Origin of the sequence: Bradyrhizobium sp. LB11.1, assembly GCF_040549385.1 — a bacterium.
Taxonomy (GTDB): domain Bacteria; phylum Pseudomonadota; class Alphaproteobacteria; order Rhizobiales; family Xanthobacteraceae; genus Bradyrhizobium.
Genome location: NZ_JBEPTH010000005.1, coordinates 405,243 through 429,790, shown reverse-complemented (window position 1 = coordinate 429,790; position 24,548 = coordinate 405,243). Strand labels below are relative to the sequence as shown.

The window sequence follows — 24,548 nt, the reverse complement described above, 5'->3', positions numbered from 1 at the left end:
GTCTCCACTCCTTCACTCGCACTGGAACATAACAGGAACAATGGGATTGCAAAGAGGTATCTTGCACCTGCCCTTGGTGGCAGAGCTAATCCAACACTTCCAGCACCAGCTCCATGGTCATCAGCACGGGATTGTCGCCACGGACCAAACGGCCCTCCGCAATGCCGCCGGTGTAGTCGATCAGGGCGACGTCGAGCGCGGCCTCCAGCGCACCGGACGTATCAGGCGCGATCGTCCCGGCGGTTATCGCAAGCTCCGTGGCAAACGGCTCGGTCACGCCACCATGGGTGAAGCGCGCGCCGATGGTCGAGCCGACGCCGCCGTGGATTTTCGCACGCGCAACGCCGTGCGCGCGGCAGAAGGCTTCGAGGCTGGAGGCAAAATCCTGGTTGGGGCGCAGCCGCAGGGCAAAGGCGCGGCTGGTTGTACGCGCGCCGGTAATCGCGGAGGCGACCGGTCCGAACAGCTTGAAATTGGTCTCGGGGTCGGGCTCCGCCGTGAACATCGCGCCATCAACGCCGATAGCCTCGACCTCGAACGGCTCAGCGACAACTGTCTCGTCCGGCAGCATGTGGCCGCCGCTCGCCTTGCCATCCGCCTCGGTCCAGAGCCCGTGGCAATGAAAGAACGGCGCACCATCGCGCATGCCCAACGTCATGCTGCCGAGCCTGGTGCGCGTCACGCCTGCGGGGCGGTACGTATCGCTGTAGAACGCCGCGTTCTCGGCGGTCTTCGACAGCGCCGGCATGACATAGCCGAACGGCCCGAGTGGGCCGTGGCCGAAATTCAGCACACCGCCGGCGAAGCCTTCCGCCGCAAAGCCGCGGCGCGCGGCTTCGAGCAGCGGCAGGCCCGCTTGAAGCGTAAACGAAAAGGCGCGCCCCCTCGCCTCAACCCACTGGATCCGCTCAGCGACGGGCGCGCCCGGCTGCTTGATATTCCGCATGCCCTGCGCTCAACCCGTTCTGGTCTTGTCGAGATCGAGCAGCCCGCGCGCCTCGAGCTCGTCGCGCACCATGCGTTTCGGCACCTTGCCATAGCCGGATTTCGGCAGCGTCTCCCAGAAAAAGAACCGCTTCGGCATCTTGTAGCGCGGCACCTTCGGCAGCAGGAACGCGGTCATCTCGGCTTCGCTCACGGCTTTTTCGCCGTCGCGCGCAACGCAGACGGCGACGCCGACTTCGCCCCAGGTCGCATCGGGCACGCCGAGCACAGCGACCTCGCCAACGCAAGGATGGGTCAAGATCTTCTCCTCGATCTCGCGCGGATAGATGTTGGAGCCGCCGGAGATGTACATGTCGGACGCACGGCCGGTGATGTAGACGAAACCCTCCTCGTCCATGTGGCCGAGATCGCCGGTACGGAACCAGCCGTTGCGGAACGCCTTCGCATTGGCTTCGGGATTGTCGTAGTAGCCGGCGAGCACCGCAGGTCCGATCACGCAGATTTCGCCGCTCTGGTTGGCTTTGAGCTCGCGGCCCCCGTCGTCCTGGATCGAGACCTGCATGCCGGTGCGCTCGAAGCCGCAGGTGCCGATCTTCGCGTGCGGGCCGTCCTCGGGATCGTGCAGCGCCGCCGGCAGCACGGTGATGTTGCCGGTGACCTCCCCGAGGCCAAAATACTGCACGATGACCTTGCCGAGCTTCTTCAGCGCCGCCTTCTGGTCCTCGCGATACATCGGCGCGCCGGCATAGATCACATGACGCAACGAGGAATGATCATATTTGTCGGCGGCGGGATGCTCGACCATCATCTTCAAGATCGTCGGCACCGTGAAGAGATTGGCGACACGATGCGCCGCGATCAAGCGGAACGCCTCGTCGATGTCGAACTTCTCGGTCGGCAGCAGCACGGTGCAGACGCCGCGCGCGGTCTGCACCAGCTGATGCACACCCGCGCCATGCGACAGCGGCGCCACCACCAGCGACGCATCGGCTGCCGTCACACCGGGGGTGAGATCGGCGAGATGGTTGGTGACGACAAAACCCATCTGGCCGTGGGTCAGCACCGCGGCCTTGGAGCGGCCGGTGGTCCCGGAGGTGAAGAAGAACCAGCAGGGATCGTCGTGCTCGACTGCGACGTTCTCGACCGATTGGCCCGCCTGCGAAACGATGGCGTCAGCCACCGACGTCTCACCGAAGGATGCCTTGCCGTCGATGCTCCAGGTGAATTCAAGCGTGCCCCCCTTCAGCGCCGCGGCGTGCTCGGGAAAATCGACATGGCACAGAAACGCCTTCGCACCGGACGCCTGTGCGAGATAGGCGACCTCGTCCGGCATCAGGCGGAAATTGGTGGGCACCCAGACTGCGCCGAGCCGAAACGCCGCGAACATCGAGAAGAACATCTCGTCGCCATTCCTGGAATGGACGAGGATGCGGTCGCCCTTGGCGATGCCGCGCGCGGCAAGTGCCGCCGCCAGCGCCGAGACCTGCGCATCGATTTCGCGCCAGCTCCAGGATTTGTCCCCCCAGACGAAACCGGGACGCGAGCCATGCTGCCGCGCATTCTGCGTCAGCATGTAAGCGAGATTCATGACGCGGCGGGACATGCGGAGCGGCTGCATCGGGCTTCCTCTTCGACGGCAGACGGCACGCAAGCCGCCTGCTCATTGCAGCCCATTTATCGCCATCGCCTGCGGCGTAGCAAGGCCGCCGGGCGCGGCATCATCCATGCGTACGTTCAAGGAATTTTAAACATGATGGAGGCAACCTCAGTCTGTAGCCTCGTACAGAGTTTCCGCATCATGGTCAAAGCGCCCGCCGTCCTGTTCTTGTCGCTGGCGCTTGCCGGCTGTGCGATGACCCCGCAGGCCCGCCTCGCATCGGAAACCGACTTCAAGCCTGCGCGCTACGCCTGGGACGGTGCCGGCGAGAATCCCAATCAGGCGCGCCCTGCCTCAGAGGCGCGGGCAACGCACACAGCCGCCGTATCCGAACCCACCAAATCGCAAGCCGGACTCCAGCCCTATTCGAAGGAATGGTGGCAGTCCCAGGACGGCATCGAGGCCGCGCAGGACGCCAGGGTCAATCGCTCGCTCGTGATCTGCCAGGGCTGCCTCCGCCCGCAACAACAGCCGGAAGATTCGCGGCTCGCCAAGGCGGCCGATTGAACCGAACCGCGCCTGCGCGGGTTTACTCAAGGTTGACGCCGAGAAGACAGAGGCCGACAAGGCGACGCTTGCGGTGGCCATCACCGGTCACCGCAACGACCACAAACCTGCCGACCAGATCGTGCGTTACGACTTCGTGCGCGAGGCCAACAGCTGGAAAATCGACGACATCAAGGGCTCTTCCGACGGCGAGGCCTGGTCGATCCGCAAGATGCTGACGGACGCGCTGAAGAGCTGACCGGAGACATCATGAACGACGTGATCAACAACAGGGCTCATCACCGCTACGAACTGGAGGTGGAAGGCCACCTCGCGACCGAGCATTACAAGCTCGACGGCAACATCATCACGTTCGAGCATACCGACGTGCCGAAGGAGCTCGGCGGCAAAGGCGTCGGCTCAAAACTGGTGCAAGGCGCGCTCGACCAGGTCCGCGCAGCCGGCCTGAAGCTGATCCCGGAATGCCCGTTCGTGAAGGCGTGGATCGAGAAGCATCCGGATTATCAGGACCTGGTGAAGAGATAAGCAAGCTCAGGCCCGCCGATCTCGCGGCGGGCCTGCCGAAATCCCAAGCCTACTGCCCGTGCTTGAGCATATCCTGGTCACTCAGATCCCAGTCCTGCCACAGCTGAAGCACGCCGAGGATCACCGCCACCGCGCCGAGACTCGTATGGTAGATTCGGAGAAAACCTTCGCCGGAATAGCCGAGCACTAAGGGCGAAACGATGAGCCACAGCCCGACTAGGATCGTCGCCACCTCCTGCCAGCGCTGCAGGGCGACGTATTCGAGTTGGCTGAGGCCAAATACGACGAGGCCGATTGCGACCGTGTTCAGGACCATCGTCTCGTGTCCGACGATCCCCGAGCGATCCTGGATGGGGAACCACGGCGACGCGACAATCAGCGCGCCGAGCAGCATTCCACACCAGTCTTCCCATGTTCGATGAATATTCAAGAAACCAAAGTCCGACATCGTACCCTCCTACAAAAGAGGCACACGTCAGCGGCTGGCTATCATGACACTCCGAATGTCTAGCGACCCGCCGGCCGCATTCGGGCGTATGTCCTGGCGAAGGACGTGGGAACCGCCTTGGAACTTGCAAGGGCGGCCTCGAGGATTATTTGGAACTGCGACGCGATGCTAGTCTAGCCTCTTCGGCGCTACAGCGCGCCCAGCTTTTGGAGCGGCGCAGGCGTAAGTCGGATCGAGCCTGACAGCTTCATCGAGGTCGGACAGCGCTGCATCGAGTTCGCGCTTCTCGGTGAGGCCATGACCGCGATTGCAATACGCGCCGGCGAGCCTCCGGCCAGTCTCGCTCCTGGTATCGATCACGGTCGAGCAGGCCTTCAACCGCTCATCCGGAGTGCGCGTCAGCCCAACACGGATCTCCCAGGCAGGACCGCCCTCGGCCGCGGCCGGGACCGGCGCTGTCGAGACGAATGCCGCGAGCAAGGCCATGAGAGTGAGCGGGACACGCATTTTGCAGATATCTCCCCTGCGGCAACCTCGCTTGGTCGCGGCTTGGCAAGCGTGGGGGCAGGCGCCTAGATCAGGGAATAAGTATCGCTTCGGAAGGACAACTCATGGCGGCATCGGTACGCGACAACAAGGACAGGAGCCGCTTCGAGCTCGATGTCGGCGATGAACTTGCCTTCGCCAATTACCGGCTGACTCCGTCGGCCGTGATCGTTACCCACACCGAAACGCCACGCGCGCTCCGTGGCCGTGGCATCGCCTCCGAGCTGGTCAAGGGTGCGTTGGACTTGATCCGCCGCGACGGCAAGAAGGTCATCGCCGGCTGCGGCTTCGTCGTCGATTATCTCGACAAGCATCCGGAGGATACGGATCTCGTTGCTTGAACGCAAAAGGGCCCGCGAGATTGCGGGCCCCTCGCGTCGAACGAACTGTCGGTCAGTGCTTGATTTCAGGCGGCAGCTTGCCGCCATTGGCGGCGAGCTTGGACATCACCTGCTTGTGCAGCCAAACGTTCATGCTAGCAGAGTCGTTCGTGTCGCCGGTGTAGCCGAGTTCCTTGGCGAGATCCTTGCGCGCACCGAGGCTGGAATCGATGTCGAGCGCCTTCATGAGGTCGACGATCGACGTCCGCCACTCCAGCTTCTCCTTCTGCGCAGCCACCAGCTTGTCGACGATGGCCGCGACGTCCACGGTCGCTGCGGGCGCAGCGGCGGGTGCCGCGCCGGGCGCGGACGACGGCGCGGTCCCTGCGGGTGCGCTGGGCGAAGATGCGCTGCCTGCGGGTGCGGCGGAAGCCGGATGGCCGCCGAAGATCGCGCCCATAATCTTACCGAAAATGCTCATGTCTACTCCCCGAAAAGGATCCCGTTGCTGGCCCTGAGTGGGCACTTATAGGCGAACTTACGTCTTTGCGCCCGCGAAGTTCCGCGAACCACACACAGCATGAGCTTATCTGCGGCGAAATGACGACCGGATGACGTTATCGAGGTTGCACTGCCGCATCGAATCTCACCCAAGCGTGAGGGACAGGACTCGGAAATGGGCGTACGGTTGACGTTCAGCTCGCGATGCCATCCGGAATTCGCGTCTGGTTGGAATCGCGAAACTCAGAAAAGCGGCCGCTTGCGCCGTTGTCGGCGGCGAATTCGGCTGCATGGCAAGGGAGCTAGCGACCATGGCCACACTATACCCGGGCAATGTCCCTACGATGGGCCAGACCGCAGACGCGTCTGGACCGGTGATCCGAACCATCCAACTTTCCGATCTGCACGACGTGCTCAAGCGCGGCTGGGAAGACTTCAAGGCGGTTCCGAGTCACGCCATCATCCTCTGCGTGATCTATCCGGTGTTGGGCCTCGTGATCGCCCGCGTAGCGATGGGCTATTCGGTGCTGCCGCTGCTGTTTCCGCTTGCCGCGGGCTTCGCCCTGATCGGCCCGTTCGCAGCTCTCGGTCTCTATGAACTCTCCAGCCGTCGCGAACGCTATGAAGAGGCCAGCGCCTGGGACGCCATGGAGGTGCTGCGCTCGCCGTCCTTCGGCGCCATGCTCGGCCTCGGCACGCTGCTGCTGGCTTTATTCGTGACCTGGGTCGCGACCGCGCAGGCAATTTATGTCGCGGCGTTCGGCTACGAGGGCGTGAGCGGAATCTCGGATTTCGCGACGCGCGTGCTGACAACGTCGCAGGGCTGGTGGCTGATTGCAATTGGCTGCGGCACGGGCTTCCTGTTCGCGCTCGCCGCGCTCTGCATCAGCGCCGTCTCATTCCCGCTGATGCTCGACCGCCATGCCGGCGCACTGGACGCAATGGTCACCTCGCTTCGCGTCGTCGCCAAGAATCCGGTGCCGATGGCGGCCTGGGGCCTGATCGTGGCGGTGCTGCTGGCGCTCGGCACCATCCCGGCGTTCCTAGGACTCGCCGTCGTCATCCCCCTGCTCGGCCACGCCACCTGGCATCTCTACCGCAAGGTCATCGTCTCCGAGCCCGGTGCCCGGCCGGTGCCGCCTCCGCCGCAGCGTCCGCGCAAGCCGGCGGCCGACTTCCCCGCCAATCTCTTCCCGTGGCGGAATCGGGAATAGGACTGACGCCCGACGATCTCGTTAAAGCCGATCCCGCCCCGATCCCGGGCGGGATCGGCTACTGTCATACGCCTTGCTTTGGCCGCGGTTACAATCAACATTGCCGCCGCCGGTCATGTCACTTTACGGAATCAATTACCTCGAATGGCCCTGACGATTTCTCGTCTCGCTCTCGCAGCTTTCGCCATCTCCGCGTCAATCCTGTCCGCCGAACCAGCGCTCGCTGCGGTCGCCTGCGGCTCGGGCAATTTCGACGCCTGGCTCGCCGACTTCAAAACCGAGGCTGCGACCAAGGGCATCTCGCAGCAGGCCATCACGGCCGGACTTGCCGGGGTGACGCTCGACCAGAGCGTGCTCAACCGCGACCATTCACAAAAGGTCTTCAACCAGACGTTTGAGGAGTTCTCCGGCCGCATGGTGCAGCCGCGGATGATGCGCGGCTCAAACATGATGAAGCGGTACGGCTCTGTGCTGTCGCGCATCGAGCAGACCTACGGCGTGCCAGGCGAGGTGCTGGTTGCGATCTGGGGTCTCGAGACCGATTTCGGCGTCAATACCGGCAAGTTCGCGACGATCCGCTCGCTGGCGACGCTGGCCTATGATTGCCGGCGCGCGGAACAGTTTCGTGCCGAATTGCTGGATGCGCTGCGCATCGTCCAGCGCGGCGATCTCGCGCCAGCCGATATGAAGGGCGCCTGGGCCGGCGAGCTCGGCCAGACCCAGTTCATGCCGTCATCCTGGATGAAATACGCCGTCGATTTCGACGGCAACGGCAAGCGCGACCTGCTGCACAACGCGCCCGACGTGCTCGCCTCCACGGCGAACTATCTTGCCGGCTATGGCTGGCAGAAGGGCAAGGACTGGCAGCCCGGCAGCCCGAACTTCGCGGTGCTCCAGCAGTGGAACCAGAGCGAGGTCTATTCCAAGACGGTGGCCTATTTTGCCACCCAGCTCGCGCACGCACCTTAAGGCACGCACAGAGACAAAAGCGTAGGGCCGATCGCCAGGCGACCGGCCCTCTCTTGGATTGCGTTTACCTGCCCGTTTACTTGCCCATGGTGGCGTGCATCGCCTTGTTCAGATGCATGCCGCACGCACCCATTTTGCCGTTGAGCATCGAATCCTGCGCGGAGGCGACCTCCTTCTGAGCGACCAGCTTGCCGTCGCCGTCGGGCATGGCTTCGATCGCGGTCTCCGTCTTCTCCAGATTGCCCGAGCTGCAGCCGCCCATGCTGTGCTTGGCGGCTTGGGCCGGCGCGACGGCGAATGCGACGGCGGCAATTGCGATAACCCCGAGTAACTTCGTCATGATGTTACTTTCCTTCTCTTGTTCTTGGGGCAGAGCCAGCGACATTGCCGGACTCTGCAACATGACTTTGCTGCCGACGCGGCAACTTGCCGCAATAAATTCCCCGCGAGAATTGCGTGATGTTGCGTGCTGCGCAGAGCCGCATGCGAAATTTCTGATTTTCATTACAACTTTGTAATCAGACCCTGCACGCTCGGCGTGTGTGCAGCGCATCATCGGCGCGATGCGCTCAGAACGCGCTGGGCAGGATCGTCCGGCATCGTCGCGAGGCACAAACCGTTATCGGGAATTCGACCTCGAACGAATCGAATCTTTTCGTTCCAATCGAGAAACTCACCCTAAGTTTGTGAATACGAATTCATTTCTAATGGTCCCGATTTATGCGAATCACGCATATCGGACTTGGGCCTACAAGCTATCGGACGCCCTTGCAGGTCACCGGAACGTAACTTATTTCATCGCAATCGGAACCGCAGAGTGATTGGTAAATCCGTGATTTCACGGGCATTTATCGCAATGCGTAACGGGTTTCGCCTGCTCGCTGGGCGGGACTGCCAACAGGTTAATCGTCTCTTATGGTTGCCATGCGTTCTTCGCTTAGCTGCATCGCAACATTGGAACTTTCGCACTGCACCACTCTCACCTATATTCATTTCAACGATGACGCCCGGGCAAGGGCTGAATCGAACTACAGGAGACTACCAATGCTGCTCTCGCTCATCCGCATGATCCAGGCTTTCCGAGACTATCAGCGCAATGTTGCCGAGCTGTCCCAGCTCAGCGATCGCGAACTGGCCGACATCGGCCTCGATCGCTCGGATATCCCGCGCGTTGCCGCCGGTCAGTTTCAGGGCTGAAATCGTTCAGCCCTTCACCGGTCGAACCGATAGCGCCCGCCTCGTGCGGGCGTTGTCGCATCCGGTGGCAGAAAACTCGATCTCGGCGATTTCACTAACCGCCGAAAAGCGCTACCTGTCCGCCCCATGACAGGACCCCTATCCAATCCCGTGCACGTCATCGGCGCCGGCCTTGCTGGTTCCGAAGCCGCCTGGCAGGTCGCCAAAGCCGGCGTGCCCGTGGTGCTGCACGAGATGCGGCCGGACCGCATGACCGAGGCGCACCGCACCGACGGGCTCGCCGAGCTCGTCTGCTCCAATTCATTTCGTTCGGACGACGCCGCCAACAACGCGGTCGGCCTTTTGCACGCCGAGATGCGCCGCCTCGACTCGCTGATCATGCGGGCGGCCGACGCCAACCAGGTGCCCGCCGGCGGCGCGCTCGCCGTTGATCGCGACGGCTTCTCGGCCGCCGTCACCAAGGCGCTCAACGACCATCCCCTCATCGAGATCGCCCGCGGCGAGATCGCAGGTCTGCCGCCGGCCGACTGGAGCAACGTCATCGTCGCGACCGGCCCCCTCACCTCCACGCCGCTCGCTGACGCCATCCGCGAACTGACCGACGAGAGAGCGCTCGCCTTCTTCGATGCGATCGCGCCAATCGTGCACCGCGAATCCATCGACATGTCGGTGGCCTGGTTCCAGTCGCGCTATGACAAGGTCGGCCCCGGCGGCACCGGCGCCGACTACATCAACTGCCCCATGAACAAGGAGCAGTATGACGGCTTTGTCGCCGCGCTGATTGCCGGCGAGAAGACCGAGTTCAAGGAGTGGGAGACCAACACGCCCTATTTCGACGGCTGCCTGCCGATCGAGGTGATGGCGGAACGCGGCATCGAAACCTTGCGCCACGGCCCAATGAAGCCGGTCGGCCTCACCAATCCGCACGATCCTACGACGAAAGCCTATGCGATCGTGCAGCTGCGCCAGGACAACAAGCTCGGCACGCTCTACAACATCGTCGGCTTCCAGACGAAGCTGAAGTACGGCGAGCAGCAGCGCATTTTCCGCACCATTCCCGGGCTGGAGAAAGCCGAATTCGCTCGTCTCGGCGGCCTGCATCGCAACACTTTCCTCAATTCGCCGAAACTGCTCGACAGCCAGTTGCGCCTGCGCGCGCAGCCGCGGCTGCGCTTTGCCGGCCAGATGACGGGCTGCGAAGGCTATGTGGAATCCGCCAGCATCGGCCTGATCGCCGGCCTCTATGCAGCCGCAGATGTGCGCGGCGAGATTCTTGCGAGCCCGCCGGGGACCACTGCGCTGGGATCGCTGCTCGGCCACATCACCGGCGGCCATATCGAGGCCATCGAGCCGGGCACGCGCTCGTTCCAGCCGATGAACATCAACTTCGGCCTGTTCCCGCCGCTCGCGACCGCGCCAACGAAGAAGCCCGATGGCACGCGGCTGCGCGGCAACGAGAAGACGGTGGCCAAGAAGCAGGCGATGAGCGCATTGGCGCTCGCCGATCTCGATCGCTGGATCGCCGATCATTTGCGCATTGCCGCAGCCGCGTGAGTTTTCGATGAATCTCCCGAAAGACGACGCCGCGGTGCTCTCGGCGCGCTGGACCGAGGGCGTGCTGCTCAAGCGCGACGTGTTCTCGACGGTCGAGCGCGGCCGCTTCCGCGCTGATGGCGGCGAGGTCGACGCGGTGCTGCGCCGGCTCGACGAAGTGCCGTGGTGGTCGTTCCTCCTCGCGCGCCACCTTTTCGCCCGCGAGAAGCATGCATTGGCGCTCGCTAAGGGCCTGAACGTCGGCCCTGAGTTGCTTTGGGCCGGCCGGCGCGCGCTGGCGCGCGGCTTCGTCGACGGCGTCGCGCTGCATCTGGCAAAACCCCATGGCGATCTCGCCTACTTCCGCTCGGCCAAGGCGGCGCTGCGTCGGCTGCGCCGCGCCGGGATCTGCCACAACGATCTCGCCAAGGAACAGAACTGGCTGGTCGGCCGTGACGGCCTGGCCTATGTGACCGACTTCCAGCTCGCCGCCTGCTTCAAACGGCGCGGCCGGCTCTATCGCACGCTCGCCTACGAAGACCTCCGGCATCTGCTCAAGCACAAGCGCTCCTACGCGCCCGATGCACTGACGCCGCGCGAGCGAAAGATCCTGGCGAAGAAATCATTCGCCGCGAGTCTGTGGCTCGCGACCGGCAAGAAGGTCTATCGCGCGATTACCCGCGGCCTGTTCAACTTCACCGACCGCGAGGGCGGCGGCCGTCGTCTCGTCAACGACGCCCCGGTGCTGGCCGAGCTGATCCGCAGGAATCCAGCGGTACGCGACACCGCCATTGTCGCCTTCGCCGACCGCCGCTCCGGCGTCGGGCTCTATGCGTTCGTGGAAGCGGATCAGACCGCGCTCGAGGGCCAGCTCCGTAACGAGCTTACCGCCGCGAAGGGGCCAAAACCGCCGGAACATATTCAGGTTGTCCACGCGCTGCCGCGCGACACCAGCGGCCAGCCGCGCACCGAGATCCTGCAACTGGTCGCGATGAACCAGCTGGACCTGATCGAGCCGATGATGAAGAACGATCAGGACCGCGCCTTCCTCAAGGATATCCTGGAGCAGCGCAAGAACCTCCGCGATCGATTCAACTTCGAGGCGGACCTGCCGACGAGCTAGTGCGGCCGGCGCCTTGAAGCGTCCACATTGGCGATAGAGAAGCAGACTGACAATTCGGGCAGATGGGGTTATGGGCACTCGGGGGACGATGATGCATCGTGTGGTTGGCGGCGCGATCGCCAGCCTTGTGCTGCTGGCAACCTTGCCCGCCCGCGCGACCGAATCCCCGGCCGAACTGATCTCCAGCTTTCGCCTCAAGCATGGTGAGGTCCGCGTCGTCCGCGATGCCACCCTTGACCGCATTGCCATGGACCAGGCCCGCGCGATGGCGGCGAAGGACGATCTCAGCCACGAGACGCTCGGGCCGTTCAACAAGCGCATCGCGCCATCAGGGGCAGGCCGTGCCGCCGAGAACATCGCCTACGGTTACGACAGCTTCGAGAAGACGCTCGGCCAATGGATCGACTCCTCCGGCCATCGCAAGAACCTGCTGCTGCCCAACGCCTCCCGTATCGGGATCGCAAGCGCCAGGAATGCCAGCGGCAAACGCACTTACTGGGCCATGGAGATCGCCGGCGACTACGAGCCGAAGCGCGGCAAAGGCAAGAAGGATACCGAGCCGCTGGTTGCCGTGAAGCGCGAGGCCGCTCGGGCAAGCAAACCCAAATCCAGCGGCTGCCACATCAAGCTGCTCGGCCTCTGCATCTGAGGCGAAGCCGGGGCCTGTTTCTCGCGGCCCACAGTCTTGCTCACCTTGTTTGGCGCGTCTAATCCATGCAGCTGGATCGCGAGAGGGAGAAGCGCGCTTGATCAATATCGACCAAATCCGCGCCGACACGCCTGCCGCCTCCCGGCTCGCCTATCTCCACAATGCCGGCGCGGCCCTCATGCCCGCGGCCGTCGTCGCAGCAATGAAGCAGCATATCGATCTGGAGAGCGAGATCGGAGGGTATGCGGCCGCCGACCGCGAGTCCGAACGGCTTGATGCTGTCTACCGCTCGGTGGCGCGACTGCTGAATGCCGCGCCCGACGAGATCGCGCTTATGGAGAACGCGACCGTTGCCTGGCAGATGGCGTTCTATGCGATACAATTTCGCGCCGGCGACCGGATCCTGACCGCCGAGGCCGAATACGCCGCCAACTATGTCGCCTTTCTTCAGGTTGCCAAGCGCACCGGCGCGGTCATCGACATTGTGCCGAGCGATGCCAGCGGCGAGCTCGATATCGAGGCGCTCGAACGCATGATCGATGATCGGGTGAAGCTCATCGCCATCACCTGGGTTCCCACCAATGGCGGGTTGGTCAATCCCGCCGCCGCAGTCGGCAAAATCGCGCGCGCACGCCGCATTCCCTATCTGCTCGACGCCTGCCAGGCGATCGGCCAGATGCAGGTCGATGTCGAAGCAATCGGCTGCGACATGCTGTCGGCTACGGGCCGCAAATTCCTGCGCGGCCCGCGCGGCACCGGCTTTCTCTACGTCCGTAGGCCCCTGCTGCAGCAACTTGAGCCGCCGATGATTGACCACTTTGCGGCGCCCTGGGTCTCGCGGGACCACTATCAGCTCCGCGACGATGCCCGCCGGTTCGAGACCTGGGAGAACAATTATGCGGCTCGGCTCGGTTTAGGCGTGGCTGTCGACTATGCCCTTGCGATCGGCCTCGGCCCGATCGAACAGCGCTGCCGCCTGCTTGCGGATCGACTTCGCACTGGCCTCGCCGCCATCAGCGGCATCACCATTCGCGACCTCGGCCGAACGCCGGGTGCCATCGTCAGCTTCACGATGGAGGGTTACGAAGCGGACGCGCTTGTCAGCAGCGCCGCTGCAGCGGGCATCACCATCGGCGCTTCACATCCGTCGAGCACCCGCATTGACGCCGAAGTTCGCGCGCTCCCGGTGGTCGTGCGCGCCTCCCCGCACTACTACAATACGGACGCCGAGATCGATCGGCTAATCGCTCACCTCGCAGGTCTGGTGCCGCGATAGCGCAGCTCAAGTGCAGCGCGCGCTCAGTCCGGATGCACCGAGCTTGGCCATGACCTCGTCGAGATGCGCGCTGTCGCGGGTCTCGATGACGAGCTGGAGCAGCGTCGCTTTGGCCGGCAGGTCCGAGAAAGTCCGCTGATGAGAGACCTCGATGATGTTGGCGCCGGCTTCCGCCAGCAGCGCTGCGACCGCGGCCAATTGGCCCGGCCTGTCAGGAATATCGAGCGAGAGCTGCGTCAGCCGTCCCTCGCGCGCGAGCTCGCGCGTCAGCACCGAGGCGATCAGCCTAGTGTCGATGTTGCCGCCGCTCAGGACCAGGCCAACCTTCTCGCCGGCGAAGCGCGAGGGATCGGACATGATCGCCGCAAGGCCGGCAGCGCCGGCGCCCTCCACGACCGTCTTCTCGATCGAGATCAGGGTTGCGACCGCACGCTCGAGCTCGGCTTCGTTGACGAGCGCGATATCGTCCACGAGGCGGCGAATGATCTCGGTGGTGATCTTGCCGGGCGATTTGACCGCGATGCCTTCGGCGAGCGTGTCGCCGCGCGCCGGCAAATTGCCGCCGTGAATGGCGTTGTACATCGAGGGATAGAGCCAGGCCTCGACACCAACGACCCGCAATGACGGCTTCAGCGATTTCGCCGCAATCGCCATGCCGCTGATCAGGCCGCCACCGCCGATCGGAACCACCAGCGTATCGAGCTCCGGCGCCGCCTTGAGCATCTCCAGCCCAACGGTGCCCTGCCCCGCGATCACCAGCGGATCGTCGTAGGGATGAACGAAGATCATGCCGCGGGCTTCGCCTTGGCTACGCGCAAACGCGGCCGCCTCCTCCAGCGTCGCGCCCGTGACAACCACCTCGGCGCCGTGATGCCTGGTGTTCTCGACCTTCACCATCGGTGTGCCCACGGGCATCACGATGGTGGCGGGAATGCCGAGCCGCTTGGCGTGATAGGCCACGCCCTGCGCGTGGTTGCCCGCCGACATGGCGACAACGCCGCGCGCACGCTCTTCCGGCGTCAGCGCTGTGAGCCGGTTCAGCGCACCACGCTCCTTGAACGAGGACGTGAACTGGAGGTTCTCGAATTTGAGCCAGAGATCGCAGCCGCAGATGTTGCTCAGCGTCCGGCTGTAGCTGCAAGGCGTCTCAACGATGGCGCCGCGGATGGTCTCGGCAGCAGCTTGAATGTCGTCCGGTCCGACCGGAAGGCCGCTCAGATCGCGGATTGCAGTTTGGGACAATTCAGCCATGGGACAGCATAGAGCATTTGGCCGCCGCGGGCGATAAGCCAACCGCTATTTGGTAAATTCCCGCGATCGTGAAGCTCGCCACAGCGTCCACAGCGTGCGCAACCGCGACACAGGCTGCGACGCGAAGAGATTGCGCCCGGGCCGAGACAGGCGATCGAGATCGGCCCGCGCCTGGCTCAGCGGCAGGAATGCAGCCCGCGCCGGCGGCGCCACCTGAGCCAGCAGCGACGAGGCGGTCGCCAGATGCTGCCGGGCTTCGTCCATGAGCTGGTCCAGCACGGCATTGAGATGGGGCGTCTGTTTGCCGGCGAACACATCCTCGATGCCACAACCATGGCTGGTCAGAAATTGCTGCGGCAGGAACAATTGTCGATGGACCGAGTCCCGCGGCAGGTTCGCGATCACCTGCGCGATGCCCTGCGCCAGCCCGGCGTGCCGTGCGAGGTGCTCGCTCGCATCCGAAGCTTCGCCCATGATCCGGGCCGCGAGCGCGAACAAGGCCGAAGAGGTCGCCGCCAGATAGCCTTCAAGCGCCGTCATGGTCGGCATCGGATCGTTGTAGAGATCGAACTGATGCTCGTCGACCAGCAGCGACAACGGCTCGACCGGCAGGTCAAAATCGCGGATCGCGCGCAAGAGCTCCGCCGCCACCGGATTGCCCTCGGCGCTGCCGTGAACAAGGCCCGAGAACAGATCAGTCCACCATTGAAATCGGATCTCGCCGGGCAAGGGCTGGCTCACCTGGTCGCGGACCCGGGCGATCTCGACATTGAAGGCGTAGAGCGCCAGCAGCGCCCGACGTTCGGCGGCGGGTGCAAACAGCGTCGCGGCATAGCGAGGAAAGTCGTGGCTGCGCACCAGGTCGGCGCAGAATGTCGCGGTGTCGGGCGGCGTCGCAACGCTGCTCATGGCACCGCAATCAGCGCAGCCGCGACGCGGCGCCGTTCGCCGATCATGATGTTGTAGGTGCGCACAGCGGGGCCCGTCTGCATCGTGTCCAGCACCACCCTCACCGCCTTCAACGTCTGGCGCAGCTCCGGCGGCGGCAGCCAGACTCCGGTTCCGGTCCCGATCAGGAGCGTGTCGATGCTATTGGCGGCCGCAAAGACCCGATCCAGCGAATAGCGGTCGATCCTGGCGGGATCGGTCACGTCCCAGGCCCAGATCGCATCGGGCAGGCACAGCAGCGAGCCCCTATGGGACATGCCGGCGAAGGCGAAGCCGCCCTTGCCGTAGGCCTCGATCGGCGCCGAGCGCGGGAAATGGGGAGCGTTGGGATCGCCGGCCATGAGCTTCGTCCGAAGAGCTGACTACCCTCGCAAACTCATGCGAGGGCATGCGGTTCGGATCATGCCTTGTTTTTCTTCGCCGGCGTAGCCGCATCTTCGCGATGCTCGCCGACGCCGAGATAGATCAGGATCGGCGCAGCGATGAAGATCGAGGTGTAGGTGCCGACCAGCACCACGCCGAACATCATGACGGCCGTGAAGCTGTGGATGGCGTGACCGCCGAACAACAGCAGCGCCAGCAGCGCCAGGGTCACCGTGAAGTGCGTGATGATCGAACGCGACAGCGTCGAGTTGATGGACTCGTTCAGCAGTTGCGGCATCGGCATCTTCTTGTAGCGCCGCAGCATTTCACGGATGCGGTCATAGATGACGACGGTGTCGTTGAGCGAATAACCGAGAATGGTCAGAAGCGCCGCGATGCTGGTCAGGTCGAAATCGACCTGGCTGATCGACATGAAGCCGATGGTCAGCACGATGTCGTGCACGTTGGCGATCATGGCGCCGAGCGCGAACTGCCATTCGAACCGGAACCAGAGATAGATCAGGATCGCGCCGATCGCGAGCATCAGGCCGGCCATTCCCCAACCCAGCAACTCGCCGGAAACACGCGGGCCCACCACCTCGACGCGGCGATACTCCACAGACTCGCCGAGGGCGCCGCGAACCTTGTCCACAGCAGTCTGCTGCGCCTTGTCGCCGCCCGGCTGCTCGGCAACGCGAAGCAGCACATCGGCGGGGCTGCCGAATTGCTGCAGCTGGACCTCGCCGAGGCCCAGACTGCCAAGGGTCGTGCGCATCTGCGCAAGATCGGCGGAGCCCGACTTGGCCCGCACCTCCATCAAGGTGCCGCCCTTGAAGTCGATGCCGAAGTTCAGGCCATGGGTGAAGAACAGCACAATGGCGATGATCGAGAGCGTCGCCGAGACCGGGAACGAGATGCGGCGGAACTGGGTGAAGTCGAAATGCGTATCGTCTGGCACGATGCGCAGCGACGGCAGGAGGCCCAGCACGCTGACCACGGTCAGCACGGCAATCAGGACGCCGAGAGAAATGAGAACGAGTTGAGTAGTGGTCACAGCCGGCCTCGAATTATCAAATCGGCACAGTCTTCGGCCGCTTCCACTGCACCCACAATGCGACGATCAGGCGGGTCATGGTGAAGGCGGTGAAGACCGTGGTGATGATGCCGATGCCCAGCGTCACTGCGAAGCCGCGCACCGGACCGGTGCCGATCATGAACAGCACGGCAGCGGCAATGAACGTCGTGATGTTGGAATCGAGAATGGTCGAAAGCGCCCGCTTGAAACCTGCGTCGATCGCCGAGATCGGGCTTCTCCCGCCGCGCAACTCCTCGCGGATGCGCTCATAGATCAGAACGTTGGAGTCGACCGCGATGCCGACGGTGAGCACGATGCCGGCAATGCCGGGCAGGGTCAGCGTGGCGCTGAGCAGCGACAACAGGCCGAAGATCATGGCGACGTTGATGGCCACCGCGATGTTGGCGAACACGCCGAACAGCCGGTACGTCAACAGCATGAACACGACGACCATGATCGAGCCGACATAGGCAGCGAGCTCGCCCTTCTCGATCGAGTCCTGGCCGAGGCCCGGACCGACCGTGCGCTCTTCCACGACAGTCAGCGGCGCCGGTAGCGCGCCGGCGCGCAGGAGGATCGCGAGGTCGTTGGCCGACTGCACGTTGAAACTGCCAGAGATCTGGCCCTGGCCGCCGGTGATCGGCTCACGAATAACCGGCGCCGAGATCACCTTGTTGTCGAGGATAATCGCGAAGGGCAGCCCGACATTCTCCTGCGTGGCCTGCGCGAACTTGCGCGCGCCCGAGGTATTGAACTTGAAGCTGACGACCGGCTCATTGGTACGCTGGTCGAAGGTCGCCTGGGCGTCGGTCAGGTCGCCGCCCGCAACCAGCACCTGCTTCTTGACCACGTAGCCGGACGGTGGCGGCGTGGCAGCCGGCAGGAACTCGGAGTCCGGCGGCAACCCGCCCTGCTGCGCTTGGTCCGCCGGCACCGAGGGATCGACCATGCGGAATTCCATCTTCGCAGTCTTGCCCAGCAGTTCCTTCAAATGGGTGGGATCTTGCAAACCCGGCACCTGCACCAGGATGCGGTCGTTACCCTGACGCTGGATGATCGGCTCGACGGTCCCGAGCTCGTTGACGCGCTTCTCGACGATCTGGATCGACTGCTCGATGGTCTTGCGCAAACGCTCGATCATCGCGGATTCCGGAACACTGAGGCGAATCAATCCGCCACCGGCATCGGCGACTTCAAGGTCGCGCTGACCGCTAGACCCCATCAGGCCGCCAACCGGCTGCGCAAGCTCACGCAACTTGGCGAGCACCGTCTGGGCGTCCCCGTCCTTGACGCGCACCTCGACGGCATCGCCCTTCGTTACCAGACCAGTGTAAACGATCTTGGCCTCGCGCAACACGCGACGGACGTCGTCGCGGATCTGGTCGAGCTTTTCCTTCTTCACGTAGTTGGAGTCGACCTCGAGCTGCAGAGAGGAGCCGCCCTGCAAGTCGAGACCCAACACCAGCCGGCGCTGGGCCCAGGCGGGCCAGGTCTTGACCTGCGCCTCGGGGAAGAAGTTCGGGACCGCGCAGAGGCACACGATCAGCGCCGTCAGGATAATCCCGAGCGCCTTCCACCGCGTGAAATACAACATCGACTGGACCTGTCAGATCAGGAGATTTGAGAGACTCGCGGGATAGCGTTCACTTCGCCGCGGCGTCGTCCTTGGCGCTTTCCTTCGCGCTGTCTTTTTCCTTGGCCGGCTCGCCCTTGGCGCGCACGCCGGAGATCATCGACCGCATCTGGCGCACGCGCACGCCGTCGGAAATCTCGAATTCGATCTGGTCGTCATCGACCACCTTGGTGACCTTGCCCACGAGGCCGCCCGAGGTCACGACGGTGTCTCCACGGCGGACGTTCTTCACGAGTTCGGCATGATCCTTCACCTTCTTCTGCTGCGGGCGCAGAATCAGGAAGTACATGATCACGAAGATCAGGGCGAACGGCAGCAGCGACATCAACATGCTGTTGGTGTCGCCGGCGCCCGCAGCCTGGGCATACGCAGGGGTAATGAACATTCGGACGATCCTCGCGGAAACAGGGGAAGCCGGTCAGGCCCCGGGGGCGACCGGCTCGGTTAAATTCGCGCGGACTATAGCGACCACCGCCCCAATTGCAACGCTGCCAGACCGTCGATTTGGCCACCTTGCGGCGGGCCGTCAGGCCCGATAAGGCTGCATTCTCAGGAACTTCGGACATGCCCAAAAAGCCAAGCAAAAGCCCGGCCGGCAAAGGCCCCCGCACCGCTGCCAGGAAGCCCGCCAAGGTCACGGCAAAACGCCCCAACGTGGTCTCAAAGGCGGCCCCAAAGGCCAAACCCAAGGCCGCCTCGGATCTCTCCCAGGAGCGCATCATCCGCGCGCTGGAGACCATTGCGGCGCAACTGTCCGCCCAGGGCAAGCCGACTGCCGAACGCGAGTCGCTCAAGCAGGCGGACGCCTATGTCTGGCACCCCGACGGCCGCCTCGCGGCGGTGCCGCGGGTCAGCCGCGTCGAACTGTTCCTGCTTCGGGGCGTCGACCGGATGCGCGACATCCTGATGGAGAACACCGAGCGCTTCACCAACGGCCTGCCCGCCAACAACGCCCTGCTCTGGGGCGCGCGGGGCATGGGCAAATCGTCGCTGGTGAAGGCCGCACATGCCAGCATCAACGCGGAGCGCAAACCGGCCGACAAGCTCAAGCTGATCGAGATCCACCGCGAGGACATCGAGAGCCTGCCGGCGCTGATGGAGCAGCTGCGCGCCTCATCCTTCCGTTTCATCGTGTTCTGCGATGACCTCTCCTTCGACGGCAATGACGCGTCCTACAAATCGCTCAAGGCCGTGCTCGAGGGCGGCATCGAGGGCCGGCCCGAGAACGTCATTCTCTACGCCACCTCCAACCGCCGCCATCTGCTCGCGCGCGAGATGATCGAGAACGAGCGCTCGACCGCGATCAATCCCGGCGAAGCGGTCGAGGAAAAGGTCTCGCTGTCTGATCGCTTCGGCCTGTGGCTCGGCTTCCACCGTTGCAGCCAGGACGAATATCTCGCCATGGTGAGCGGTTATTGCAGCCATTTCGGCATCAAGCTCGACGATGAGGCGCTGGAGCGCGAGGCGCTGGAATGGTCGACGACACGCGGCTCGCGCTCGGGCCGTGTCGCCTGGCAGTTCGTGCAGGAGCTGGCGGGCCGGCTCGGCGTAAAGCTCACGGCGAAATAGCGAACAGAGTCGCCTCACCCACAACTGTCATTCCCCGCGAAAGCGGGGAATCCAGTACGCCGCGGCTTATCGGCTCAACAATGCTGTCGCTGGAATACTGAATCGCCCGCTCCAGTGCGCAATTGCGCACAAGGCGGGCGATGACAACGTGCTTGTGGTGATAGCGTGCGCCGAACTGGAACCTGCGCCTCACGCCCCGTTCAGGAATTGAAGCGGGTCAACCGGGCTCGATCCCTTACGGATCTCGAAGTGGAGCTGCGGCGACGCCACCTCCCCGGATTGACCCGACTTGGCAATGACCTGACCGCGCTTGATGGTGTCGCCGCGCTTCACCAACAGCTCACTCGCATGGGCATATGCGGTGACGTAGCCGTTGGCGTGCCGAACCAGGACCAGATTGCCGTAGCCTTTCAGCTCGTTGCCGGAATAGGCAACGACGCCGTCTTCAGCCGCCTTGACCGGCGTACCCTCGGGCACCGCAACGTTGATGCCGTCATTGGACTTGCCGTTGGTCTTGGCGCCGTAGCTCGTGATGACCTTGCCACGCACCGGCCAGCGGAAGGTCGGCAGCGAGCTGGTGGTCTCTGCGGCTTTTGCCGGCGTCGCGGCGGGCTTCTCTTCGATATTGGTGGTGGCCTGGGCCAGGCGCGCGCTCTGCGCCGGCTGGGCAATAGCGGCCATCTTGGTGACAGGTGCGGAGGCAACCGGCTGCAGTGCAGCCGCCACGGGAGCCGCAGCGACAGGTGCCGGAGCGAGCGGCGCGGCAGCCGCCGCGGTCTTGGCACCAGGCACCGTCAGCTTGGCGCCGAGCTTGAGCTTGGCCGAGGACGCGAGGCCATTGGCGCGGGCGAGCTCGGCCGCTGAGATATGGTTCTTGCGCGCGATGCTGGCGAGCGTGTCGCCGCGGTTGACGAAGTGGAATCTCGACGGCGCGGCGACAACGGCCACCGGCTTCGTCGCCATGACGGGAGCCGCAGCAACCGGCGCCATGACCGGCGCAGGAGCGGCAGCAACCGCACCCGAGTGCGGGATAATCAGCTGCTGGCCGGGCGAGAGCGCGCGCGGGCCCTTATACCCGTTGGCGGCCATGATCGCCTGCGGGCTCACATGGTACCGTCTGGCGAGCACGTCGAGCGTGTCGCTCGTGCCGACGATGATCTTGGTCCCGCCGACCGGCTGGGCGGCTGCGACCGAGCGCGGCGGCACAGTGCCGGTGGCTTCGAGGCGCGGCTGGGCTGGCGGCGTATAGGAGCCGAACCCACGGCCGCCTCCGGAGACGCCCGCACCCGCGGCAACCGGATAGGATTGCGGCGCGCCGACTGCCGGCGGCGGCAAGGGCTGCGACTGATAATAACCCGACTGGGTCTGCGGCCGCGCATATTGCGGCAGCTCGCGCTGCGGCGGCGGGGCCTGCTGGACCGAACCGGTCGATTCAGAGAAGGGATTGGAGAAGTTCGACTGGGACAGCCGCGACTGCATGTCGGCGCTGCACCCTGCAAAGCTGAACGAGATCAGCGCCAAGACCGCAACCTGCGGCACGCGGCGCGAGTAAAGCAACTCGGCGACAACAGACATGGTTACTCACTCGTACGCAACAGAACTGGTCTTTTAAGTAAACACGCGCCGAGTAAATAACGGCTTAACCCTCCCAATAAGATGCTGGATGCACAGCCGATCCGGAATTCTACAGCTCCCGCGCCACGCCGGGCAGGGCGGGCACGAAACGGACTTCCACGAGTTCCCGGCGTTCGATCCCGACTTCGGTCCGACTGAGGCGGGTCAACGTCTGTACCCCCTGATGCGGGCCAACCGGTGCGATCAGGATGCCGCCGACCTCGAGCCGCTCGACCAGATTCTCCGGAATCTGCTCGACCGCAGCGGTGACGATGATGCGGTCGAACGGGCCGATGTTCGGCGGCAGATTGAGGCCGTCGCCGAGCATCACCTCGACATTGTGATAGTCGAGCTTTTCGAGCCTCGCGCGTGCGGCAATCGCCAGCTTCCGGTAACGCTCGACAGTCAGCACCGGGCCGGCCAGCCGGGACAGCACCGCCGCCTGATAGCCCGAGCCCGCGCCGATCTCGAGGACGCGGTGCTGCTTCTGGAGCTGGAGCTGCTGCGTCATGTAGGCGACGACGAAGGGCTGGCTAATTGTCTGTCCGCAGGCGATCGGCAGCGCGCTGTCGCGATAGGCGGCGTCGCGATCGACCTCCTCGACGAACAGATCGCGCGGGACCTCCTCCATGGTCCGCAGCACCGCCTGATCACTGATGCCCCGGCGCCTCAGCGAGAGCTGAAACATCATCTTTTCCGGCGGGTGCTGATTGGAAGCCATTGCTGTCTGCGTTTGTCGGAGGGGCTGGATCGATGCTCTGCGTCGCAACGGCCCGGGCGAGAATCTTGTTCCGGCTCAGGAACCTATGATAGCCTTGCAGCGCAGCACTTGACCACAATCGGCTTACGACTGATTAAGCGATATGCAGGTTTGCGCAGGCCTTAACGCACATTGCGTCGATGGGTGTTATCTGCGAACGTTTTCAGCAATGGGCAAGGATTCAACAACGATGACCGCAACAGGGCTTTCCGGCCGCTCTGTATTCCTCGTCGAGGACGAGGTGATGATCCGAATGATGGTTGCGGATATGCTGGAAGAGCTCGGCTACAGGGTCGCGGCTGAAGCCGGCGATATCCCGGAGGCCATCCGCCTCGCCCAGGCAACCGAGTTCGACATCGCAATCCTCGACGTCAACGTCAACGGCAAGGTCATCTCTCCGGTTGCCGACCTCATCAGGGAAAAGGGCTGCCCGTTCATCTTCGCGACCGGCTATGGCTCATCGGGTCTGCCCGAGCAATATCGCGACCGGCCCGCGCTGCAGAAGCCGTTTCAGCTCGACGCACTCGGCAAGACCATCGAAGCCGCGCTCCGCGGCGGCTAGACAAGCCGCTACTTCCAAATGGTCTTCACTTCAACGTCGCGCTCAGCTCTTCGGAAAACGCATCGTTGGTTCGGTCGAGCCGTAGCGGCGTAACCGACACGTAGCGTTCGCGCAGCGCCGCCAGATCGGTGCCTTCGGCCGGCGTATCCATCATCGCCGCGCGCTCGAAGCCGATCCAGAAATACGGATTGTTACGGCCGTCCCTGCGTTCGTCGATCCGCAGGAAGCCGAGATTGCGCTTGCCCTGCCGCGTGACGCGGATACCGAGCACATCCTCCGGCGCGCAGGACGGGAAGTTGATGTTGATGACGGTGTCCTTCGGGATACCGGCCTTGATTACCTTGCGCAGGATGTCGGGACCGAATTTGCGCGCAGTGTCCCACAGCGGCCGCTCGCGCGTCTCGACGCTGAATTCCTGCGACAACGCGAATGACGGGATCCCTAAGATGGTGCCTTCGAGCGCGCCGGCGATGGTGCCGGAATAGACCACGTCCTCGGCAACGTTGCGGCCCTTGTTGACGCCGGAGAGCACGACATCGGGTAGCTCGGCGCCAAGGATATGGCGCGCCCCCATGATGACGCAGTCGGTCGGCGTGCCGCGCACAGCGAAGTGCCGCGGCCCGACTTCGCGCAGGCGCAGGGGATCGTTCAGCGACAGCGAATGCGATACGCCGGACTGATCGAGTTCGGGCGCCACCACCCAGACGTCGTCGGACAGCGCGCGTGCGATCTCCTCCACGACCTTGAGGCCGGGAGCGTGGATGCCGTCGTCATTGGTGCAGAGAATGCGCATGCCGGTGGTCGATTCCTGAGCTGGGGTCAGGCCGTCTTATCCGGCTGGGACCGATCAGGCAAACCGGCTTCGGCGCAGACCTCACCCGGGATCCCTGCTCGTTGCCGCGACGCAACAATTGATCCCATTCGCTTTAGCGGCGGACCCGCCATTGCGGCAGGAAGCGCGCGAGCCGGCCTTCGGCGCGCAGCTGCATGGCAGGCAGGACCGTGCTCACCACGGGCGTCTCAATCACACCGAGCGCCTTCAGCTGCGCAAGGAACGGGGCCGATACCGGCGTCTCGGGAAAACGCTCGCGCGCCATCATCAGCGCCTTGTCGAAGTCCTCGGCGTTGACCCCGGGCTTGGCTCGCCGGCTCCGCACCAGGCTCTCGTCCCAGAGCCGCGCGATGTCGATGTCCAGCACGCCGCGCAAGCGTTGATCTATGGCCTGGATACCGGCACCGGTCACCGCCCATTGTCGGCCGACCCAGTAGATGTCGCTGTGCAAGGCCATGGACGATCGGTTCGCGTTGACGGATGGCCGGCAGGATAACCGGCCGCCCGATCTTCGCAACCAAACGTTTCTAC

Annotated in this window: 28 protein-coding genes and 1 pseudogene; 13 read left to right on the top strand and 16 right to left on the bottom strand. The window is 64.0% G+C overall.

From position 1 onward, the window contains the following. Nucleotides 1-85: 85 nt before the first annotated feature. Nucleotides 86-946 (bottom strand): PCC domain-containing protein, encoded by an 861-nt coding sequence (locus ABIA96_RS16355; RefSeq protein ID WP_354138065.1) that lies wholly within the window; start codon nucleotides 944-946, stop codon nucleotides 86-88. 9 nt (nucleotides 947-955) lie between these two features. Continuing rightward, nucleotides 956-2,563, bottom strand: coding sequence for an acyl-CoA synthetase (locus ABIA96_RS16350; RefSeq protein ID WP_354138064.1), 1,608 nt, complete (start codon nucleotides 2,561-2,563; stop codon nucleotides 956-958). A 180-nt stretch (nucleotides 2,564-2,743) separates the two neighbouring features. On the opposite strand from ABIA96_RS16350, the gene ABIA96_RS16345 reads away from it, so the two are divergent. The 3 genes and pseudogenes from ABIA96_RS16345 to ABIA96_RS16335 all read left to right on the top strand — a co-directional run bounded on the left by ABIA96_RS16345 (nucleotide 2,744) and on the right by ABIA96_RS16335 (nucleotide 3,634). Further along, entirely contained in the window at nucleotides 2,744-3,109 is a 366-nt protein-coding gene (locus ABIA96_RS16345; protein WP_354138192.1) for a hypothetical protein, read from the top strand. Between the two features lie 28 nt (nucleotides 3,110-3,137). Further along, nucleotides 3,138-3,347 (top strand): annotated as a pseudogene (locus ABIA96_RS16340) (DUF3828 domain-containing protein); the annotation flags it as partial. A gap of 11 nt (nucleotides 3,348-3,358) precedes the next feature. Continuing rightward, the gene (locus ABIA96_RS16335; RefSeq protein ID WP_354138063.1) at nucleotides 3,359-3,634 is read left to right on the top strand and encodes a GNAT family N-acetyltransferase; all 276 of its coding nucleotides are present in this window, start codon (nucleotides 3,359-3,361) and stop codon (nucleotides 3,632-3,634) included. A 49-nt stretch (nucleotides 3,635-3,683) separates the two neighbouring features. On the opposite strand, the gene ABIA96_RS16330 is transcribed toward ABIA96_RS16335, so the two are convergent. Both ABIA96_RS16330 and ABIA96_RS16325 read right to left on the bottom strand, forming a co-directional pair. Then, entirely contained in the window at nucleotides 3,684-4,082 is a 399-nt protein-coding gene (locus ABIA96_RS16330; RefSeq protein WP_354138062.1) for an SPW repeat protein, read from the bottom strand. Between the two features lie 168 nt (nucleotides 4,083-4,250). Continuing rightward, nucleotides 4,251-4,589 (bottom strand): tetratricopeptide repeat protein, encoded by a 339-nt coding sequence (locus tag ABIA96_RS16325; protein ID WP_354138061.1) that lies wholly within the window; start codon nucleotides 4,587-4,589, stop codon nucleotides 4,251-4,253. A gap of 104 nt (nucleotides 4,590-4,693) precedes the next feature. Here ABIA96_RS16325 and ABIA96_RS16320 point away from each other — a divergent pair, with 104 nt between their 5' ends. Next, a complete protein-coding gene (locus ABIA96_RS16320; protein WP_354138060.1) occupies nucleotides 4,694-4,969 on the top strand; it encodes a GNAT family N-acetyltransferase in 276 nt (91 codons plus the stop codon). A gap of 52 nt (nucleotides 4,970-5,021) precedes the next feature. Here ABIA96_RS16320 and ABIA96_RS16315 read toward each other — a convergent pair whose 3' ends face one another. Next, the gene (locus tag ABIA96_RS16315; protein ID WP_354138059.1) at nucleotides 5,022-5,429 is read right to left on the bottom strand and encodes a DUF3597 domain-containing protein; all 408 of its coding nucleotides are present in this window, start codon (nucleotides 5,427-5,429) and stop codon (nucleotides 5,022-5,024) included. A 331-nt stretch (nucleotides 5,430-5,760) separates the two neighbouring features. Here ABIA96_RS16315 and ABIA96_RS16310 point away from each other — a divergent pair, with 331 nt between their 5' ends. Both ABIA96_RS16310 and ABIA96_RS16305 read left to right on the top strand, forming a co-directional pair. Continuing rightward, nucleotides 5,761-6,663, top strand: coding sequence for a DUF2189 domain-containing protein (locus ABIA96_RS16310; RefSeq protein ID WP_354138058.1), 903 nt, complete (start codon nucleotides 5,761-5,763; stop codon nucleotides 6,661-6,663). Between the two features lie 144 nt (nucleotides 6,664-6,807). Next, the gene (locus ABIA96_RS16305) at nucleotides 6,808-7,632 is read left to right on the top strand and encodes a lytic murein transglycosylase (protein WP_354138057.1); all 825 of its coding nucleotides are present in this window, start codon (nucleotides 6,808-6,810) and stop codon (nucleotides 7,630-7,632) included. A 76-nt stretch (nucleotides 7,633-7,708) separates the two neighbouring features. Here ABIA96_RS16305 and ABIA96_RS16300 read toward each other — a convergent pair whose 3' ends face one another. Continuing rightward, a complete protein-coding gene (locus tag ABIA96_RS16300; protein WP_354138191.1) occupies nucleotides 7,709-8,035 on the bottom strand; it encodes a hypothetical protein in 327 nt (108 codons plus the stop codon). Between the two features lie 641 nt (nucleotides 8,036-8,676). Here ABIA96_RS16300 and ABIA96_RS16295 point away from each other — a divergent pair. The 5 genes from ABIA96_RS16295 to ABIA96_RS16275 all read left to right on the top strand — a co-directional run bounded on the left by ABIA96_RS16295 (nucleotide 8,677) and on the right by ABIA96_RS16275 (nucleotide 13,410). Beyond that, nucleotides 8,677-8,829: a DUF1127 domain-containing protein gene (locus ABIA96_RS16295; protein ID WP_092229311.1), complete on the top strand. Its 153-nt coding sequence runs from the start codon at nucleotides 8,677-8,679 to the stop codon at nucleotides 8,827-8,829. Nucleotides 8,830-8,955: 126 nt separating this feature from the next. Continuing rightward, a complete protein-coding gene (gene trmFO, locus ABIA96_RS16290) occupies nucleotides 8,956-10,383 on the top strand; it encodes a methylenetetrahydrofolate--tRNA-(uracil(54)-C(5))-methyltransferase (FADH(2)-oxidizing) TrmFO (protein ID WP_354138056.1) in 1,428 nt (475 codons plus the stop codon). Nucleotides 10,384-10,390: 7 nt separating this feature from the next. Then, nucleotides 10,391-11,485 (top strand): serine/threonine protein kinase, encoded by a 1,095-nt coding sequence (locus tag ABIA96_RS16285; protein WP_354138055.1) that lies wholly within the window; start codon nucleotides 10,391-10,393, stop codon nucleotides 11,483-11,485. A gap of 91 nt (nucleotides 11,486-11,576) precedes the next feature. Continuing rightward, nucleotides 11,577-12,134 (top strand): CAP domain-containing protein, encoded by a 558-nt coding sequence (locus ABIA96_RS16280; protein ID WP_354138054.1) that lies wholly within the window; start codon nucleotides 11,577-11,579, stop codon nucleotides 12,132-12,134. A gap of 97 nt (nucleotides 12,135-12,231) precedes the next feature. Further along, nucleotides 12,232-13,410, top strand: a complete 1,179-nt coding sequence (locus tag ABIA96_RS16275; RefSeq protein ID WP_354138053.1) for an aminotransferase class V-fold PLP-dependent enzyme — start codon at nucleotides 12,232-12,234, stop codon at nucleotides 13,408-13,410. Nucleotides 13,411-13,416: 6 nt separating this feature from the next. On the opposite strand, the gene ABIA96_RS16270 is transcribed toward ABIA96_RS16275, so the two are convergent. The 6 genes from ABIA96_RS16270 to yajC are packed head-to-tail and all read right to left on the bottom strand — an operon-like array spanning nucleotide 13,417 to nucleotide 19,065. Beyond that, nucleotides 13,417-14,661, bottom strand: a complete 1,245-nt coding sequence (locus tag ABIA96_RS16270) for a threonine ammonia-lyase (RefSeq protein WP_354138052.1) — start codon at nucleotides 14,659-14,661, stop codon at nucleotides 13,417-13,419. A 45-nt stretch (nucleotides 14,662-14,706) separates the two neighbouring features. Further along, nucleotides 14,707-15,570 (bottom strand): phytoene/squalene synthase family protein, encoded by an 864-nt coding sequence (locus ABIA96_RS16265; RefSeq protein ID WP_354138051.1) that lies wholly within the window; start codon nucleotides 15,568-15,570, stop codon nucleotides 14,707-14,709. Beyond that, nucleotides 15,567-15,950 carry an Mth938-like domain-containing protein gene (locus ABIA96_RS16260; protein ID WP_354138050.1) on the bottom strand — a complete coding sequence of 128 codons (384 nt, stop codon included), beginning with the start codon at nucleotides 15,948-15,950 and terminating at the stop codon, nucleotides 15,567-15,569. The genes ABIA96_RS16265 and ABIA96_RS16260 overlap by 4 nt, the downstream gene beginning before the upstream one ends. Nucleotides 15,951-16,009: 59 nt before the next feature. Continuing rightward, nucleotides 16,010-17,026: a protein translocase subunit SecF gene (secF, locus tag ABIA96_RS16255; protein ID WP_354138049.1), complete on the bottom strand. Its 1,017-nt coding sequence runs from the start codon at nucleotides 17,024-17,026 to the stop codon at nucleotides 16,010-16,012. A 16-nt stretch (nucleotides 17,027-17,042) separates the two neighbouring features. After that, on the bottom strand, nucleotides 17,043-18,641 hold the full coding sequence (secD, locus tag ABIA96_RS16250; RefSeq protein ID WP_354138048.1) for a protein translocase subunit SecD: 1,599 nt from the start codon (nucleotides 18,639-18,641) through the stop codon (nucleotides 17,043-17,045). A gap of 49 nt (nucleotides 18,642-18,690) precedes the next feature. Beyond that, nucleotides 18,691-19,065 (bottom strand): preprotein translocase subunit YajC, encoded by a 375-nt coding sequence (yajC, locus tag ABIA96_RS16245; protein ID WP_354138047.1) that lies wholly within the window; start codon nucleotides 19,063-19,065, stop codon nucleotides 18,691-18,693. A gap of 179 nt (nucleotides 19,066-19,244) precedes the next feature. On the opposite strand from yajC, the gene ABIA96_RS16240 reads away from it, so the two are divergent. Further along, a complete protein-coding gene (locus ABIA96_RS16240) occupies nucleotides 19,245-20,249 on the top strand; it encodes an ATP-binding protein (RefSeq protein WP_354138046.1) in 1,005 nt (334 codons plus the stop codon). Between the two features lie 189 nt (nucleotides 20,250-20,438). On the opposite strand, the gene ABIA96_RS16235 is transcribed toward ABIA96_RS16240, so the two are convergent. Both ABIA96_RS16235 and ABIA96_RS16230 read right to left on the bottom strand, forming a co-directional pair. After that, nucleotides 20,439-21,824, bottom strand: coding sequence for a peptidoglycan DD-metalloendopeptidase family protein (locus ABIA96_RS16235; protein ID WP_354138045.1), 1,386 nt, complete (start codon nucleotides 21,822-21,824; stop codon nucleotides 20,439-20,441). A gap of 109 nt (nucleotides 21,825-21,933) precedes the next feature. Continuing rightward, entirely contained in the window at nucleotides 21,934-22,584 is a 651-nt protein-coding gene (locus ABIA96_RS16230; RefSeq protein WP_354138044.1) for a protein-L-isoaspartate(D-aspartate) O-methyltransferase, read from the bottom strand. Nucleotides 22,585-22,813: 229 nt separating this feature from the next. Between ABIA96_RS16230 and ABIA96_RS16225 the strand changes: the two genes are divergently transcribed. Next, entirely contained in the window at nucleotides 22,814-23,185 is a 372-nt protein-coding gene (locus tag ABIA96_RS16225; RefSeq protein WP_354138043.1) for a response regulator, read from the top strand. Between the two features lie 25 nt (nucleotides 23,186-23,210). Here the strand turns inward: ABIA96_RS16225 and surE are convergent, their stop codons facing one another. Further along, a complete protein-coding gene (gene surE / locus ABIA96_RS16220) occupies nucleotides 23,211-23,978 on the bottom strand; it encodes a 5'/3'-nucleotidase SurE (protein WP_354138042.1) in 768 nt (255 codons plus the stop codon). 133 nt (nucleotides 23,979-24,111) lie between these two features. After that, complete coding sequence (locus ABIA96_RS16215; RefSeq protein ID WP_354138041.1) at nucleotides 24,112-24,474, bottom strand: hypothetical protein; 363 nt, start codon at nucleotides 24,472-24,474, stop codon at nucleotides 24,112-24,114. Nucleotides 24,475-24,548 lie beyond the last annotated feature (74 nt).

Coding starts and splice junctions, on each gene's coding strand:
- ABIA96_RS16225 (WP_354138043.1), top strand. CDS start 22,814: ATGACCGCAACAGGGCTTTCCGGCCGCTCTGTATTCCTCGTCGAGGAC.
- ABIA96_RS16300 (WP_354138191.1), bottom strand. CDS start 8,035: ATGTTGCAGAGTCCGGCAATGTCGCTGGCTCTGCCCCAAGAACAAGAG.
- ABIA96_RS16315 (WP_354138059.1), bottom strand. CDS start 5,429: ATGAGCATTTTCGGTAAGATTATGGGCGCGATCTTCGGCGGCCATCCG.
- ABIA96_RS16270 (WP_354138052.1), bottom strand. CDS start 14,661: ATGGCTGAATTGTCCCAAACTGCAATCCGCGATCTGAGCGGCCTTCCG.
- ABIA96_RS16325 (WP_354138061.1), bottom strand. CDS start 4,589: ATGCGTGTCCCGCTCACTCTCATGGCCTTGCTCGCGGCATTCGTCTCG.
- ABIA96_RS16345 (WP_354138192.1), top strand. CDS start 2,744: ATGGTCAAAGCGCCCGCCGTCCTGTTCTTGTCGCTGGCGCTTGCCGGC.
- ABIA96_RS16230 (WP_354138044.1), bottom strand. CDS start 22,584: ATGGCTTCCAATCAGCACCCGCCGGAAAAGATGATGTTTCAGCTCTCG.
- trmFO (WP_354138056.1), top strand. CDS start 8,956: ATGACAGGACCCCTATCCAATCCCGTGCACGTCATCGGCGCCGGCCTT.
- yajC (WP_354138047.1), bottom strand. CDS start 19,065: ATGTTCATTACCCCTGCGTATGCCCAGGCTGCGGGCGCCGGCGACACC.
- ABIA96_RS16280 (WP_354138054.1), top strand. CDS start 11,577: ATGCATCGTGTGGTTGGCGGCGCGATCGCCAGCCTTGTGCTGCTGGCA.
- ABIA96_RS16215 (WP_354138041.1), bottom strand. CDS start 24,474: ATGGCCTTGCACAGCGACATCTACTGGGTCGGCCGACAATGGGCGGTG.
- ABIA96_RS16285 (WP_354138055.1), top strand. CDS start 10,391: ATGAATCTCCCGAAAGACGACGCCGCGGTGCTCTCGGCGCGCTGGACC.
- ABIA96_RS16265 (WP_354138051.1), bottom strand. CDS start 15,570: ATGAGCAGCGTTGCGACGCCGCCCGACACCGCGACATTCTGCGCCGAC.
- surE (WP_354138042.1), bottom strand. CDS start 23,978: ATGCGCATTCTCTGCACCAATGACGACGGCATCCACGCTCCCGGCCTC.
- ABIA96_RS16320 (WP_354138060.1), top strand. CDS start 4,694: ATGGCGGCATCGGTACGCGACAACAAGGACAGGAGCCGCTTCGAGCTC.
- ABIA96_RS16235 (WP_354138045.1), bottom strand. CDS start 21,824: ATGTCTGTTGTCGCCGAGTTGCTTTACTCGCGCCGCGTGCCGCAGGTT.
- ABIA96_RS16330 (WP_354138062.1), bottom strand. CDS start 4,082: ATGTCGGACTTTGGTTTCTTGAATATTCATCGAACATGGGAAGACTGG.
- ABIA96_RS16295 (WP_092229311.1), top strand. CDS start 8,677: ATGCTGCTCTCGCTCATCCGCATGATCCAGGCTTTCCGAGACTATCAG.
- secD (WP_354138048.1), bottom strand. CDS start 18,641: ATGTTGTATTTCACGCGGTGGAAGGCGCTCGGGATTATCCTGACGGCG.
- ABIA96_RS16335 (WP_354138063.1), top strand. CDS start 3,359: ATGAACGACGTGATCAACAACAGGGCTCATCACCGCTACGAACTGGAG.
- ABIA96_RS16240 (WP_354138046.1), top strand. CDS start 19,245: ATGCCCAAAAAGCCAAGCAAAAGCCCGGCCGGCAAAGGCCCCCGCACC.
- ABIA96_RS16260 (WP_354138050.1), bottom strand. CDS start 15,950: ATGGCCGGCGATCCCAACGCTCCCCATTTCCCGCGCTCGGCGCCGATC.
- ABIA96_RS16355 (WP_354138065.1), bottom strand. CDS start 946: ATGCGGAATATCAAGCAGCCGGGCGCGCCCGTCGCTGAGCGGATCCAG.
- ABIA96_RS16350 (WP_354138064.1), bottom strand. CDS start 2,563: ATGCAGCCGCTCCGCATGTCCCGCCGCGTCATGAATCTCGCTTACATG.
- ABIA96_RS16305 (WP_354138057.1), top strand. CDS start 6,808: ATGGCCCTGACGATTTCTCGTCTCGCTCTCGCAGCTTTCGCCATCTCC.
- ABIA96_RS16310 (WP_354138058.1), top strand. CDS start 5,761: ATGGCCACACTATACCCGGGCAATGTCCCTACGATGGGCCAGACCGCA.